This window comes from Sphingobium indicum B90A (genome assembly GCF_000264945.2).
Classification (GTDB): Bacteria; Pseudomonadota; Alphaproteobacteria; order Sphingomonadales; family Sphingomonadaceae; genus Sphingobium; species Sphingobium indicum.
Genome location: NZ_CP013070.1, coordinates 2807872 through 2821740, shown reverse-complemented (window position 1 = coordinate 2821740; position 13869 = coordinate 2807872). Strand labels below are relative to the sequence as shown.

General features: G+C 69.2%; 13 protein-coding genes. 7 read left to right on the top strand and 6 right to left on the bottom strand.

The genetic code is table 11. The features are described from left to right. Positions 1 to 22: 22 nt before the first annotated feature. From SIDU_RS13705 to SIDU_RS13690, 4 genes are all read left to right on the top strand, one after another. Positions 23 to 1321: a glycosyltransferase family 4 protein gene (locus tag SIDU_RS13705; RefSeq protein ID WP_007686242.1), complete on the top strand. Its 1299-nt coding sequence runs from the start codon at positions 23 to 25 to the stop codon at positions 1319 to 1321. Between the two features lie 111 nt (positions 1322 to 1432). Then, a complete protein-coding gene (locus SIDU_RS13700) occupies positions 1433 to 3088 on the top strand; it encodes a capsular polysaccharide export protein, LipB/KpsS family (RefSeq protein WP_007686244.1) in 1656 nt (551 codons plus the stop codon). Continuing rightward, complete coding sequence (locus SIDU_RS13695) at positions 3081 to 4355, top strand: capsule biosynthesis protein (RefSeq protein WP_007686245.1); 1275 nt, start codon at positions 3081 to 3083, stop codon at positions 4353 to 4355. Before SIDU_RS13700 ends, SIDU_RS13695 begins: the two co-directional genes overlap by 8 nt. A gap of 6 nt (positions 4356 to 4361) precedes the next feature. Further along, complete coding sequence (locus tag SIDU_RS13690; protein ID WP_007686247.1) at positions 4362 to 5189, top strand: phosphotransferase family protein; 828 nt, start codon at positions 4362 to 4364, stop codon at positions 5187 to 5189. Here SIDU_RS13690 and SIDU_RS13685 read toward each other — a convergent pair. Together SIDU_RS13685 and modB are read right to left on the bottom strand one after the other, a co-directional pair. Beyond that, positions 5171 to 5779: an ATP-binding cassette domain-containing protein gene (locus SIDU_RS13685; protein WP_007686249.1), complete on the bottom strand. Its 609-nt coding sequence runs from the start codon at positions 5777 to 5779 to the stop codon at positions 5171 to 5173. The two genes, SIDU_RS13690 and SIDU_RS13685, sit on opposite strands and share 19 nt — an antisense overlap. Continuing rightward, positions 5769 to 6467 (bottom strand): molybdate ABC transporter permease subunit, encoded by a 699-nt coding sequence (gene modB, locus SIDU_RS13680; RefSeq protein WP_007686252.1) that lies wholly within the window; start codon positions 6465 to 6467, stop codon positions 5769 to 5771. The genes SIDU_RS13685 and modB overlap by 11 nt, the downstream gene beginning before the upstream one ends. Positions 6468 to 6589: 122 nt before the next feature. Between modB and SIDU_RS13675 the strand changes: the two genes are divergently transcribed. Then, positions 6590 to 7336, top strand: a complete 747-nt coding sequence (locus SIDU_RS13675; protein WP_007686254.1) for an HAD-IIB family hydrolase — start codon at positions 6590 to 6592, stop codon at positions 7334 to 7336. A 114-nt stretch (positions 7337 to 7450) separates the two neighbouring features. Here SIDU_RS13675 and modA read toward each other — a convergent pair whose 3' ends face one another. Beyond that, entirely contained in the window at positions 7451 to 8224 is a 774-nt protein-coding gene (modA, locus tag SIDU_RS13670; protein WP_007686257.1) for a molybdate ABC transporter substrate-binding protein, read from the bottom strand. A 106-nt stretch (positions 8225 to 8330) separates the two neighbouring features. Here modA and SIDU_RS13665 point away from each other — a divergent pair, with 106 nt between their 5' ends. Next, positions 8331 to 9983, top strand: coding sequence for a molybdopterin oxidoreductase family protein (locus SIDU_RS13665; RefSeq protein ID WP_037508474.1), 1653 nt, complete (start codon positions 8331 to 8333; stop codon positions 9981 to 9983). Positions 9984 to 10460: 477 nt separating this feature from the next. Here SIDU_RS13665 and SIDU_RS13660 read toward each other — a convergent pair whose 3' ends face one another. Together SIDU_RS13660 and SIDU_RS13655 are read right to left on the bottom strand one after the other, a co-directional pair. Continuing rightward, positions 10461 to 11636 (bottom strand): glycosyltransferase, encoded by a 1176-nt coding sequence (locus SIDU_RS13660; RefSeq protein WP_007683017.1) that lies wholly within the window; start codon positions 11634 to 11636, stop codon positions 10461 to 10463. A gap of 70 nt (positions 11637 to 11706) precedes the next feature. Then, on the bottom strand, positions 11707 to 12270 hold the full coding sequence (locus SIDU_RS13655; protein WP_007683019.1) for a helix-turn-helix domain-containing protein: 564 nt from the start codon (positions 12268 to 12270) through the stop codon (positions 11707 to 11709). 97 nt (positions 12271 to 12367) lie between these two features. Here SIDU_RS13655 and SIDU_RS13650 point away from each other — a divergent pair, with 97 nt between their 5' ends. Further along, complete coding sequence (locus SIDU_RS13650) at positions 12368 to 12823, top strand: DUF6456 domain-containing protein (RefSeq protein WP_007683021.1); 456 nt, start codon at positions 12368 to 12370, stop codon at positions 12821 to 12823. Between the two features lie 163 nt (positions 12824 to 12986). On the opposite strand, the gene SIDU_RS13645 is transcribed toward SIDU_RS13650, so the two are convergent. Beyond that, complete coding sequence (locus SIDU_RS13645; RefSeq protein ID WP_007683023.1) at positions 12987 to 13757, bottom strand: CsgG/HfaB family protein; 771 nt, start codon at positions 13755 to 13757, stop codon at positions 12987 to 12989. Between the last annotated feature and the right edge of the window lie 112 nt (positions 13758 to 13869).

Sequence of the window (13869 nt, the reverse complement as noted above, 5' to 3'; positions counted from 1 at the left end):
ACCGTCGTGAAAGCGCCCTGACATGGCGCTCAAGCCCTTCAAGGCCCCCGGCGCGCGGCTGGCGCTGCGCGCCAAGCGGGAAAGCCGGCGCTTCGTCGGCGGCAGCCGGTCGGCGGAGATCGTTCTCGACATCTCGCGGCTGCTCTCCCGCAGTTTCCACGCCGCGCCGACCGGGATCGACCGGGTCGAGTTCACCTATGCCCGCGAACTGCTGGAGCGGATGCCGGACCGGCTGGCCTTCGCCGCCGTGCATCCGGCGGGCGGCTATTACGGGCGGCTGAAGGATGCGGCGGTGCGCCAGTTCCTGGCCTTCACCGCGGCGCGCTGGCGCAATGTGGAGCAGGTGGACGAGCGGGAGAGCAAGGCGGCCGTGATCCGCCACCTGATCGCGCTGCGCCCGCGCCCGGTGCCCGCGGCGCGGGGGCCGCGCATCTATCTGCAGGTGTCGCCCCATCATCTGGACGACGCCGATCAGGTCGGCGCGATCCTGCGGGCGGAGGGGGCGCGCTTCGTGACGCTGGTGCATGACGTCATTCCGCTGACCCATCCCGAATTCGCCCGGCCGCAGGGCGCGCAGGAGCATCTGAAGCGGGTGCGGACCATTGACCGCTATGCCGACGGCATCATCGGCAACAGCCAGGCGACCATCGACGCGCTGGCGCCGCATCTCAAGCGCGGGCTGGAGGGGCGGACGATCCGGGTGGCGCATTTCGGCGCCGACGCGCCCGACATGGTGGTGGCGGGCGGCCATGACGTGCCCGATCGGCCCTATTTCGTCTATATCTCGACCATCGAGCCGCGGAAGAACCATCTGCTGCTGCTCAACATCTGGCGGCGGCTGGTGGAGAGATGGGGCGACCAGGCGCCGGTGCTGGTGCTGATCGGGCGGCGCGGCTGGGAAAATGAGAATGTCGTCGACATGCTGGAGCGGGCGGAAATCCTGCGCGGCCATGTGATCGAGGCGGGCAGCGTGCCGGACAATGAGATGAACGCGCTGGTCGCCGGGGCGCGGGCGATGCTGATGCCCTCCTTCGAGGAAGGCTATGGCATGCCGGTGATCGAGACGCTGTCGGCGGGCGTGCCGGTGATCTGCAGCGACATCGTCGCGCATCGGGAGGTGGGCGGCGACGCGCCGGATTATCTCGACCCGCTGGACGGCCTGGGCTGGCTGAGGGCCATAGAGGCGTACAGCAGGGCGGATTCGCCCGAACGCGCGGCGCAGCTTGCCCGGATCGCGGCGTGGCGGGCGCCGACATGGGGGGATTATTTCGACATCGTCGCCGGCATGCTGGACGAAATGACGGTTCGCGCTTCCGCTTGACGTCCCTGTGCCGGGCGATCACAGAAGCTGTTGTATGGATTGCGTTTTCGAATGGCTGAAGCGTCGCTCCATTCGCGCTAATATAGTCGTGACAGGGGACGGCTTTTCAACGTGAACGCGACTCCATTCCTGCGCTCGCCCCCCTTTCCAGGCATCGCCCCCGCGACGGCGGCGATCAGCCGCATGCGGCGCGACGGCGAAGCGCCCGCCACCGTTTCCGACGCCGTGCTGGACGCCGTCGCCGAGGCGCGGGTCGGCGGCATATTCTGGGGTCATCGGCCCGCCGGCATCAGGCTGGTCGCGCGGGCGGGCGTGGCCGTCCCGCAGGCCATGTTGGACGGGCTGGCGCGGCGGGAAATCGGCATGGTGGGGAAGGCGCGGCGCGGCGCGGACTCCGTCCCCGGCCCCTTCCCCGACCCCGGTCATGCCTTGCCGGAACCGACCGACCTCTGGACGCTGGTCGCGGGCGCGGCCTCCGTGCATGCGGAGGCGGGCGACGAGCTGGCGATCATCGCCGGGCTGCTGCACGTGCCGGTCTTCGGCGCGGACGGGGTCGCCATCGAGCCGGCGGTCCTGCGCGACGGCGCCCGTGCCGCGCTGGCGGCGGCGACCTATCGCGACTGTTTCAGCGGCGAGGACGCCGATGCCGCTCAGGCCGTGGCCCAACTGGCCGATTGGCGGCGGCATCTGGACGGCAATCACGGCATCGCGGCGGCCAGCGGCATGGCCTGGTGGAAGCGGGAGGCGATCCGGCGGTTCCTGTGGGACGGCGTGCGGTCGCCGCCCTTCCTGCCGGAGCACAGGGGCCTGCGGCGGGCCGCCCGGCAGGGAGGCGCGCTTGCGGTCTGGCCGTCGCGCGTGACGCCCGGCACCATGGAGGATGCGCGTCGGCAGGGCGTGACCGTCGCCCGGGTGGAGGATGGCTTCCTGCGGTCGAAGGGGCTGGGCGCGGCGCTGCATCCGCCCGGATCGGTAGTGATCGACCGGGCGGGCATCTATTATGACGCGCGCTCGCCCAGCGACATGGAGGCGCTGCTGGCGAGCTGCGTCTTCACCCCCGCGCTGGAACGGCGGGCGGCGCGCCTGCGGGCGAGGATATGCGCTTCGGGCGTCACCAAATATGGCAGGGAGGGGGGGCGGATGATCGGCCTGCCCCAGGGCCGCCGCACCGTGCTGGCGGTCGGGCAGGTCGAGGACGATCTGTCGGTGGAATATGGCGGCGCGGGGGTGACGGGCAATCTCGACCTGCTGAAGCGCGTGCGCGGGGCCGAGCCGGACGCCCATATCGTCTATCGCCCGCATCCCGACGTGCAGGCGGGCCTGCGCAGGGGGCATCTGAGCGATGCCGCGGTGCTGGAGCAGGCCGACGCCATCGACACCGGGTCGCCGCTGATGGAACTGGTGCAGGCGGTGGACGAGGTCCATGTCCTCTCCTCCCTCACCGGGTTCGAGGCGCTGATGCGCGGGCGGCCGGTGACGGTCCACGGCATGCCCTTCTACGCCGGCTGGGGGCTGACCCGCGACCTGGCGGCGGCCAATGGACGGCGCGGGCGTCGGCTCTCCCTGGATCAGCTTGTCGCCGGGGCCTTGATTCTCTATCCACGCTATCTGGACCCGGTCACGCGCTTGCCCTGCGGACCTGAAATCATGGTCGAACGTTTGGCAAGCGGGGCGCCGGCCCCGGTGTCATGGTTGATTCGACTGCGGACTTTACAGGGGAAGTTGCAGAGATTTATGACTTTGTCCGCCGAGTATTTCCATGGTTGACGCCCAGGCCAGAACCTTTCTCTTCCTCCAGGGACCGCATGGGCCCTTTTTCGCCATGCTGGCGGAGGCGCTGAGGGCGCGGGGGCACCGGGCGCTGCGCATCAACATCAATGGCGGCGACAAGGTGGACTGGCCGGGCGAGGGCGCGACCGACTATCGCGGGACGTTCCGCAACTGGCCGATCTTCTTCGACGACCATATCGTCCATCATGGCGTGACGGACCTGATCCTCTATGGCGACTGCCGCCCCTATCATGCCTCCGCCCACAAGATGGCGCGGCTGCGCAACCTGCGCGTCCATGTGGTGGAGGAAGGCTATATCCGCCCCGATTTCCTGACGCTCCAGGAGGATGGGGTGAACGGCAACTCGACCCTGCCGCTCGACCCCGAATGGTATCTGGAGCAGGCCAGGGCGCTGCCGCCGGAGGATAATGGGCGGGAACCGCAAATCCCCTCCACCTTCCGGCAGCGGGCCTTCAACACCGGGCGCAACGGCATGGCGTCGGCGCTGATGCGGCCCGCCTTTCCCTTCTATCGCACGCACCGGCCCAACAGCTTCCTGTGGGAGACGGTCGGCTGGTTCAAGAAGCTGAACCTGCGCCAGGCGGAACGCGGCAAGTCGCGGGAGCAGTGGTCGGCGGTGTGCGACCGGCCCTATTTCGCTCTGCCGCTCCAGCTCGATTCCGACTATCAGATCCGCGTCCATTCGCCCTTCGGCACGATGCGCGCCGCCTTGCGCTTCGTGATCAAGAGCTTCGCCGCCCATGCGCCCGCCAACACCGCCCTGGTGGTGAAGCGCCATCCGCTCGATCCCGGACTGGTCGCCTGGGGCCGGCTGACGCGGCGGCTGGCGGCGCAATATGGCGTCGCGGACCGGGTCTTCTACCTGGCGGACTGGGACATTGCCGAAGTCGTCGACAGGTCGCTGGGCGTGGTGACGGTCAACAGCACGGTGGGCACGCTGGCGCTCAACGCCGGAAAGCCGGTGGTCGTGCTGGGCCATGCGGTCTACAAGGTGCCGGGCGTGGTGCACAGGCGTTCGCTCGACGAATTCTGGTCCGCGCCGGGCGCGCCCGACATGGCGCTCTATTCCGCCTTCCGCCGGGTGCTGATCGACCGTTGCCTGATCCGGGGCGGCCTGCTGAGCGAGGAAGGGCTGCGGATGCTGGTGGACAATGCCGTGGAGCGGCTGACCCGTCCCGCCCCTTCGCGGGCCGAGCCGCGGCTGGTCCATGATCGTCGGCCCGCCCGGGCAGCCCAGCGCTAGGGGCGCGTGCCGCAGCAGGACGATCCGCCCGGCCCGCTGGCGCCTTTGGCCTCCGGCGCGAGTTCGCGCGTCTGGCGCGTGGACGAGGGGCGCGTGGCCAAGATATTCCACGCCGCCGTGTCGGAGGAGATGATCGCCCGCGAGGTGGAGGCGGCGACGCTGGCGGCGGAGGCGGGCCTGCCGGTCGCCAGGCCGCTGCGACGGCTGGACATGGCGGAAGGACGGGCGATCCTCTATCCCGAAGTGACCGGGCCGACGCTGATGCGGCGCATGCGGCTGCGGCCTTTGCAATCGGGGTCATGCCTGCGCGAGATGGCGGCGCTGCACCGGCGGATCCACGGGCAGGCCGCGCCGGGCCTGCGTTCCCTGCGGCAGGTGTTGCGCACGGACATCCTCTATGGCCCGGCGGATCGCGGCTTGCAGGAGGCGGCGGTGGCGCTGCTGGACGGACTGCCGGAGGGCGACCGGCTGCTGCACGGCGATTTTCACATCGGCAATATCCTGCTGTCGCCTTCGGGCATGGTGGCGATCGACTGGTCGAAGGCGGCGCGCGGCGACTTCGTGCCGGACCTGCTGCGGACGGAGATGCTGCTGCGCTTCGGCGAGGGGCCGCAGGATCGGTTGACCAACATGGCGCGGGACTGGGCGGCGCGCCATTATGCGGTCAGCTACAGGCGGCTCGCCCCGGCGCTGGAGCATGGCGCGGAATGGCGGGCCGTCGTGGCGCTGGCCTGGCTGCGGGCGCGGGCGCCGGTCAGGCAGGCGGCTTTCCTGGCCTATTTGAACCGGGCCCTGGCTGGGGCGGGCCTGCCCCCCTACAGCGCGATGACCTGATCGGCCAGCCGTTCGACCTCCGCCCGGTCGTGGCTGACATAGAGCATCGGCATGGCGAGATCGCGCTTCATCCGTTCTATCACGGTCAGGATTTCCTCGCGCCGGGCGGGGTCGAGCGAGGACAGCGGCTCGTCCAGCAGCAGGAATCGGGGGCCGGACAGCAGCGCCCGTCCGATCGCGACGCGCTGCGCTTCGCCGCCGGACAGGGTGGCGGGCCAGCGGTCGAGCAGATGGCCGATGCCCAGAAAGTCCATGACCGCGTCGAACGGCAGCGGCGCGTCGCCATGGCGGCCGTAGAGCAGATTGGCGCGCACGCGCATCTGCGGGAACAGGCGTCCGTCCTGGAAGACATAGCCGGCGCGCCGCCGGGCGGCGGGAATGTCGATGCCCGCGCCGCTGTCGAACAGCGTCTCGCCCGCCACCGCGATCCGGCCGCTGTCGGGCGTTGATATGCCCGCGACCATGTTGAGGATGCTGGTCTTGCCCGCGCCGGAGGGACCGAAAAGGGCGACGAGGCCCGCGCCCGCCTCTGCCCGCAGGCGGATTTGGCGGTCCGCGATGCGATGGTCGACGGCGATGTCAAAGGACATGGTTGGTCCTTCCGCCGCTCGCCCGGCGGGCCAATGCCTCCGATGCGACCAGCGCCCCCAAGGACAGCAGGATCGAGATGATGGCGAGCCGGGTGACCGCCGATTCGGCGCCCGGCATCTGCAGCGCGGAATAGATGGCGATGGGCAGGGTGCGGGTTTCGCCCGGAACGTCGGAAACGAAGGTGATGGTCGCGCCGAACTCGCCGATGGAGCGGGCGAAGCCGAGCACCAGTCCCGCCACTATGCCCGGCAGCGACAGCGGCAGCGAAATGGTGAGGAAGACGCGCCCCCGGCCCGCGCCCAGTGTCTGCGCGGCCTGTTCCAGCCGCCGGTCGATGCCCTCTATCGACAGCCGCATGGCGCGCACCATCAGCGGCATCGCCATGATCGCGGAGGCAAGCGCCGCGCCGGTCCAGCGGAACATGAAGCCGATGCCCAGCATCTGTTCGAACAGCCTGCCGAGCGGGCCGTTCGCGCCGAAGAGGAGCAGAAGCAGCCATCCGGTGACGACCGGCGGCACCACCAGCGGCAGGTGGACGAGCGCGTCGACGAGCAGCTTGCCGGGGAAGCGCCAGCGGGCGAGCAGCCAGGCGAAGGCGAAGGCGACCGGCAGCATCAGCCCGACCGCCACCAGGCTGACCCGGAGCGACAGCGCGACGATGCCCCATTCATCGGCAGAGAGGATCATGCCGCCCTCTTTCGGTCAGGATGGGGGAAAACACCAGCCCCCCGTCATATCCCGCTCATCGGCATTGCATCGGTCGAGGCCAGAGGGCAAAGCCGGACGGCCCTTCAAGCCGGAGCATGCGCATGAAAGACCTGATTGCCTTCGACCTCGACGGAACGCTGGCGGAGAGCAAGCAGCCGCTGGGCGAGGCGATGGGCGACGCGCTGGCGCGGCTGTTGCAGGTGGCGCATGTCGCGGTGATCTCCGGCGGGGACTGGCCGCAATTCGACAAGCAGGTGGCGAGCCGCCTGCCGGAACGGGCCGACCGCTCGCGCCTGTGGCTGATGCCGACGACGGGGACCAAGCTCTACACCCATCGCGACGGGCAGTGGACGCCGGTCTATGCCGAACTGTTCGAGGAGGCGCAGAAGCAGGCGATCCTGGCGGCGTTCGACGCCTCGCTGGAGGCGACGGGCTTCGTGCCGGAACAGGTGTGGGGCGAGCGGATCGAGGATCGCGGCAGCCAGATCACCTTTTCCGCGCTGGGCCAGCAGGCGCCGATCCATGCCAAGGAGGTGTGGGATCCCGACTTTGCCAAGCGCAAGGTGATCCAGGCCGACCTGCGCCAGCGCCTGCCGGGGCTGTCGATCAACATGGGCGGGGCGACCTCCATCGACATCACGCGGGAGGGGGTGGATAAGGCCTATGGCCTGAAGAAGCTGCGCGACGCGAGCGGGATCGCGCTGGAGGCGATGATGTTCATCGGCGATGCGATCTTCCCCGGCGGCAACGACTATCCGGCCAAGCAACTGGGGCTGGACACGGTGCGGGTGCGCGATCCGCAGGAGACGCTGGCGGTGATCGACGCGATCGTCGCCTGTCAGAGGTGATGGCGTAAGATTGGACATGCATCATGTTCCTGCGAAGGCAGGAACCCAGTCCTGCCGTTGGAACTGGGCTGTTGCCTTCGCAGGAGCACGAATTTCTCATGATCTGCCGGAATATCAAGGTCGGCTGAAACCATGGCGCACCAAGATGCTCTGCCCGGCTCGCGATAGCAGGAAGCGGCGGAAGCCTTCCGCCTCCGGGTGCCGGCTCGCGGTCAGGCGGGCGATGGGATAGCGGATCGGCGCATGGCTGCCCGCCGGGAAGACGCCGACCACCACGACCCCCTTCGATGCGCGGGCGTCGGTCGCGTAGACGACGCCCAGCCGCGCCTCGCCCCGTTCCACCAAGGTCAGGGCGGATCGCACATTGCCGCCCAGCGCCAGCCGGTTCGCCACGCTGGGCCACACGCCCAGCGCGCTGAGCGCCGCCTTGCCATATTTGCCCGCGGGCACGCTGTCCGGATTGGCCATGGCCAGCCGGGAGTCGCCCAGCGCCCTGGCGATCGGCATGCCGCGGGCGATCCGAAGCCGCAGCGGCGCGCGCGCGGGGGCGACAAGCACCAGCCGGTTGCCCGCCATGTCGGCCCTGCTGCCGCGCCGGACGAATCCGGCCTTCTCCACATCGTCCATCCAGCCTTCGTCCGCCGACGCGAACAGGTCGGCCGGGGCGCCGCCCCTGATCTGCCGGGCGAGGGCGGAGGAGGCGGCGAAGGACAGGACCGGCCGGGCATGGCGCCGCGCCGCCCAGGCGTCGGCGGCGGCGGTCATCGCCTCCTGAAGGCTGGCGGCTGCCAGCACCAGCGGGCCGCGCTGCTGCGCCATGGCCGGGACCGGCAGCATATGGACGACCATGGCGATGGACGCGAGGGCGCGGAGAATCGGTTTCGGCATGACCCTTGTCCTGCCAGCAGCGCGCCCTTTTGTCTTGCCCCGCCATCGGTTAAGCCGGAGCGCATGACGATGTTTCCGACCCCGCCGGTTCCGGCCTGATCGCGCCGTGGCGGTCATTCGCTCGCTTTGCGGCCAATGCGGCGTGGGCTGCGGCATCCGCGCCGTGACCGGCGAGGGGCGCGAGGCGCTGATAGAGGGCGATCCGGTGCATCCGGCCAATGGCGGCCTGCTCTGCACCCGCAGCGAAGCGCTGAAGGACATGTTCCCGCTGGACGGGCGGCTGTTGCGGCCGATGGTGGACGGCCGCGCCGCCGGCTGGGACCGGGCCATCGACCAGGCGGCGCGCCGCCTGTCCGCCGTCATCGCCCGCCACGGTCCGGGCAGCGTGGCGATGCACGTGCCGGGCGGCCTGCTGACCGAAGACTATTATGTCGCCAACAAGCTGATCAAGGGCTTCGTCGGTTCCGCGCATGTCGAAGCGCCGTGCAGCGATGCGGGCGGCATGGCGGCGGCGCAGCGCGCCGCCTTCGGCGAGGATGTGACGCCCGCCGTCTATGAGGATCTGGCGCAGGCGGACATGCTGTTGCTGCTGGGCGTGCCGACCGCCCGCCGCCATCCGGTTCTGCACGAAAGGTTGGCCGAGGCGCGGGCGGAGCAGGGCGCGCGCCTGATCCTGGTCGCGCATGCGGACGACGGGCAGGAGGTCGAGGCCGATGAGCGGCTGAACGTCGCGCCGGGCAGCGAAGCGATGCTGTTGAACGGGCTGCTGCTGCATTGCCATGACCATGGTGCGCTGGACCGGAAATTCATGGAACGCAGCCTGTCCGTGCCGGCGGATTTCTGGGCGGGGCTGCGCCGGGGACATGACCTCTGGTCGGTGGCCCGCGCCTGCGGACTGGCGCCGGGCGAGGTGCGCGCCTTTTACGATCAGGTCGCGGCGGCGCCCCGGCTGGTGACGCTGTTCAGCCCGCAGGGACAGGGTGAGGAGGCGCGTCGCCTTTCGGCCGCCATCCTCAATTTCCATCTGGCGACCGGGCGGATCGGCAAGGCGGGCGCGGCGCCCTTCGCCGTGACGGACGCGGGTAACGGCATGGGCGCGCGGGAAGTCGGATGCCGCGCCGGGGAACTGGCCGCGCACCGGGATTTTTCGGTCCAGGCCCTGGCGGAGGTCGGCCGCTTCTGGGGCGCGGCGCGGCTGGCGGACCGGCCGGGGATGTCCGGCGCGGCGCTGGCGCGGGCGGTGGAGGCGGGGCATGTCAAGGCGCTGCTGATGATGGGCGGCCTGCCTTCGGCGTCCCATCCGATCCGCAGCCTGATGGGGCAGGTGCCGCTGGTCATAGCGACGACGCCATGGAGCGAGCCGGAAATCGAGTCGCTGCGCATGGTCGCGCTGCCGTCGCCGCTGTGGGTCGAGAAGGACGGGACGCTGACCGGCGCCGACCGGCTGATCAGCCGACAGCGCCGGCTGTTTCCCCTGCCCGGAGAGGCGAAGCCAGACTGGTGGATATTCACCCGGATCGCGCAGGCCATGGGGTGGCGCGAGGCCTTCCATTATGAGCGCCCCGCGGAAATCTATCGCGAGCATGTGCGGCTGACCGCCTATCGCAATGAGGGGGGGCGGCTGCTGAACCTCAAGCGGCATGCGCCGATTTCCAACCCGGCCTATGACGAGCTGACGCCGTGGCGCTGGGGGGAGGTGCCGTTCGACGAAGGGCGTTTCCCGACGCCGGACGGGAAGGCGCGGCTGATCGCCCTTTAAGGTGTGTGGGGATTCAGCCCATGGCGGGCTGCAAATAGCGGCTTTCTGCGCTTCCGGTGCTCACGTACTGAAGTACGCTGCGCGCCGGTTCTCGAATTCCACTATTTTCGCCGCGCCCTGAACTGAATCCCCACACACCCTAGAGCGATTTCCAAGCGATGATCGGAACCGGTCGCCGGTTAAGAAATCGGGGGAAACAAAGAAACCAGAGCGGCGATCTGATTCAATCAGATCGAAACGCGCTCCAGGAGTCCCCAACCTAGGGTGTGTGGACAAATTCGGAATGTCGGGAACTGGCCAGTTCCGGACATCATTTACCGTCACCCCGGGCTTGACCCGGGGTCCCGCTTTCTTTCTGAGTCCGCGCCCAGCCCAAGGCAGCGGGACCCCGGATCAAGTCCGGGGTGACGAATAGGGGAATGACGGCTTCCCACTCAAATCACTCAGTCCGGCGAGTCTTGAATTTGTCCGCGCTGCCTAGGACCGCTGAGCCGCGATTGCGCGGAGATGCTCCAGCAGCGCGTCGCCATTGGCGGTCCAGGTGAAGCGCAGGGCCGCTTCGCGCACCGCTTCCCGGTCGGGCGGGTTGGTCAATATGGCGCTGATGGCGTCGGCCAGCGCTTCAGGTTCGCGGGCGACGATCAGTCCCGCCTCCGGCCGGTCGAGCAGTTCGCGGGCGCCGCCGACATCGCTGATCACGACGGGGGTGCCGCAGGCCAGCGCCTCCACCCAGGCATTGGCCAGCCCCTCGGACGAGGAGGGGAGCGCCATCACGTCGGCGGCGGCGTAGATGCGCGGCAGGCGGTCGTGCGGCACCGACCCCAGAAAGCCGATTCGCCGGTCGACGCCCAGTTCCTCCGCCTGCTTTTCCAGCGCCCGGCGATATTGCCCCTGGCCGGCGAACAGCAGCGTGACGCCCGGCAGGTGCGGCAGCGCCCGGATCAGCAATTCCTGCCCCTTGCGCGGAATGAGCGCGCCGACGCACAGCACCACCGGCCCTTCGAAGCCCAGGCTTTCCTTCGCGGCGGCGCGGTCGCTTATCTCGAATCGGTCGAGGTCGACGCCGGTATAGTGGACCCGGATCTTCTCCGCATCGATGCCCATGCGCGCCATCGACCGGCGCATCGCGTTCGACACCGCGAGCAGCCCGGCGGCATCGTCGGCGGCGCGCTTCACCATCTTCCGCGTGCCCCGGCGCGTGCCCCAATAATGGATGTCCGCGCCGCGCGCCTTCACCGAATAGGGAATGCCGAGGGCGCGGGACAGGCGCTGCGCCACCGGGCCGTCGGGGAAGAAGAAGCTGGCGTCGATGACGTCGAAGGGCTGCTGCGCATGGAGGCGCCGGACCAGCGGCAGGATGGCGCGGGTCATGCCGTGGACGTTGAAGCGGCCGCCGAATTTGGGGATGATCGGAAAGACCGGGCGGTGGACGGTCAGATCCTTCCATCGTTCCTTGGCGGGCAGGGCGCGCAGGGCGGCATAGCGCTTCGCCTTCGACAGGGGCCAGGGCGGAATGCCCAGCGGCGCGACCACCGTGACCCTGACGCCGTCCCGGCTGGCCAGTTCGCGGGCCTGCCGTTCCACGAAGACGCCGAAATTGGGGCGGCTCATGTCCGGGAACAGGGTGGACAGCATCAGGACGTTCAGCGTCATCGCATCTTCCTAGCGGGCGCTCATCAGGCGGCCCTGGTCGACGCAGCGTTAAGGATGAAACCGCCTTTGTCTACAGCCGTCTGACCAATTGGACCGCCACGGCGCCCCAGGGTGGGTCACTGATCACCTGCTGGCGGGTGCCGCTGCCCAGGGGAAGGACGTGCAGCCGGTCGTCCTCACGCCCGATCAGCCGACCGAACAGGAAGCGCCCGGCGTGGCGCGGCAACAGCAGGTCGCGGTTCAGCACGCTGGAAAATTCGTCCGGCATGATGCGGCGGCACCAGATTTCGTCACCGCTGCGGTAATCCCCGATGCTGCCCGACACCTGCACGCCCACCATCGCGTCGGCGGGGGCCGGCGGGGCGAGCGAAAGGGGACGGGTGGGCGCCCTTGCGCCCTCCGGCCCCAGCAGCGCGGCCACGGGCACCACATTCTGGCCCGGCAGCGCGACCAGTTCGGAGGAGGCGACGCCCAACGCGCGGGCGATGCGGTTCAGCCAGTTGACCGATACGGTTCGGGTGCCGGTTTCCAGACGGCCGATGGTCTGGGCCGTGGTGGGCGGGACGCACAGGGCGCCGACCTGTTCCAGCGTCAGCCCCTTGGCCTTGCGTACCTCCCGGATGCGGGTGATCATGCCATGTCCTGTTTTACCTATTTGGTTTTAGTTCTTTCCTACAAACGAGCCGCCATGGCAAGTCCCCTCGCATCCGATTCCTGCAAGGAGAAGCGCCATGGCCACGCAATATGTCGAACGGATCATGGAGGATCCCTTTGGACGGGCGCAGAAGGTGGCGGTCAACCTGCACGAATCGCCCCTCGCCTGGCTGCAGGCGCGGGGGCATTTGAGCGAGCGGCATTATCTGGCCGGCGACAGGCTGCGCGCCGATTGGGAGAAGGCGGGGCTGGGTCCGCGGGTCACGATGCGCTGGGACGCCGCGCCGGGGCGGCAGCGCGGCGGAGGCGCGGCGGCGCCCGAACCGGGCCTGGCGCAACTGTCCGCGCGCGAGCGGTTCGACGGCGCGATCCGATCGGCGGGGCCGGGCCTCGCCGATGTGCTGTGGCGGGTCGTCTGCGCGGGCGAGGGATTGAGTGCGGCGGAAAGGGCGCTGGGATGGCCGACGCGCGCGGGCAAGCTGGTGCTGACGCTGGCGCTGGATCGGGTGGCGGCCTGGTACCGGCTGAGCTGAAGCACGCTGCGTTGAATCGATCCGCCGCGTTCGTGCCGAGGGCTTGTCGAAGGGCTCAGCACGAACGGTTCCGAGCTATTGCACGCGGCCCAGTCGGAAGAGGGCGCTGCCGAATCTCCGGCAGCGCCCTCTTCGCAATGGTCGTTGTCCGTGGCGCGCCGGCTTACTGGGCGCGGGGCGCCGCCGCCGCCGCATTGGCGGGCAGGCCGCCGAGTTGCGTCACCAGCTTGGTATAGGCGTCGAGATAGGCGAGGACGATCACCTGGCCGATCTCCGTATTCTGGTAGCCGCCGCCGCCGGCCGCGGCCAGGCCGCCCATCCAGCCAGCGCCGCCGCCCGCGCCGAAGCTGAGGTCCGACTTGCGGGCATAGCCTTCCGTCAGCGCCTCTTCCTCGGTCGTGCGGGCGTTGACGATGGAGAGCGTCACATTGGCTTCGCTTTTCTTGATCGAGATGCCGCCGGCCAGCGCGCCGATCGTGCGGCCGCCCAGGAAGCCGCCGAGCATGCCGCCCAGCGCGTTGCCGCCCGAATTCTTGTTGGAGGAGACGATGTCGGGCTGAAGATAATAGTCAGCCGCCTTCACCTGGCCCTTGCCCAGGTTCGATCCGGCCTGAAGTTCGCCGGAGTCGGCCATGGCGCGCTCCATATTGCGGCTGGCCATGGCGCGGCCGCGATTGACGATGCCGAAGCAGCCCGACTGCTGGATGAACACCTTGAGGATCGCCTCCGGGCTGCCCAGGTTCAATTCCCGCCACCACTGGTTGTCCGGGTCGACGATGGCAACCGTGCCGAGGCGCCGGGTGCAATGAGGAATTTCGGCGGTTTTCTTGGCCTGCTGCTGGCGGGCGGACGAGCCCTTGTCGGCGGCCATCGCCGGAGAAGCCGCGACAGCCAGGCCGGCTGCGGCAGCGACGAACTTCGCGAACACACGCATTGTCATGCACCCCTGAAAGTTGCTGAAGTCGTTTTGATTTTGTGGCGCCCCGTTATTTGCCCCAAGCTCTAGCACAACCGCGTGGCCGCGCAAGTAATGCGAACGGTTATCG

What these genes read in the sequence shown, in the direction of transcription:
- SIDU_RS13705 (WP_007686242.1), top strand. Translation starts at nt 23, where the DNA reads ATGGCGCTCAAGCCCTTCAAGGCCCCCGGCGCGCGGCTGGCGCTGCGC.
- SIDU_RS13695 (WP_007686245.1), top strand. Translation starts at nt 3,081, where the DNA reads ATGGTTGACGCCCAGGCCAGAACCTTTCTCTTCCTCCAGGGACCGCAT.
- SIDU_RS13650 (WP_007683021.1), top strand. Translation starts at nt 12,368, where the DNA reads ATGGCCACGCAATATGTCGAACGGATCATGGAGGATCCCTTTGGACGG.
- SIDU_RS13675 (WP_007686254.1), top strand. Translation starts at nt 6,590, where the DNA reads ATGAAAGACCTGATTGCCTTCGACCTCGACGGAACGCTGGCGGAGAGC.
- SIDU_RS13685 (WP_007686249.1), bottom strand. Translation starts at nt 5,779, where the DNA reads ATGTCCTTTGACATCGCCGTCGACCATCGCATCGCGGACCGCCAAATC.
- modA (WP_007686257.1), bottom strand. Translation starts at nt 8,224, where the DNA reads ATGCCGAAACCGATTCTCCGCGCCCTCGCGTCCATCGCCATGGTCGTC.
- modB (WP_007686252.1), bottom strand. Translation starts at nt 6,467, where the DNA reads ATGATCCTCTCTGCCGATGAATGGGGCATCGTCGCGCTGTCGCTCCGG.
- SIDU_RS13645 (WP_007683023.1), bottom strand. Translation starts at nt 13,757, where the DNA reads ATGCGTGTGTTCGCGAAGTTCGTCGCTGCCGCAGCCGGCCTGGCTGTC.
- SIDU_RS13660 (WP_007683017.1), bottom strand. Translation starts at nt 11,636, where the DNA reads ATGACGCTGAACGTCCTGATGCTGTCCACCCTGTTCCCGGACATGAGC.
- SIDU_RS13655 (WP_007683019.1), bottom strand. Translation starts at nt 12,270, where the DNA reads ATGATCACCCGCATCCGGGAGGTACGCAAGGCCAAGGGGCTGACGCTG.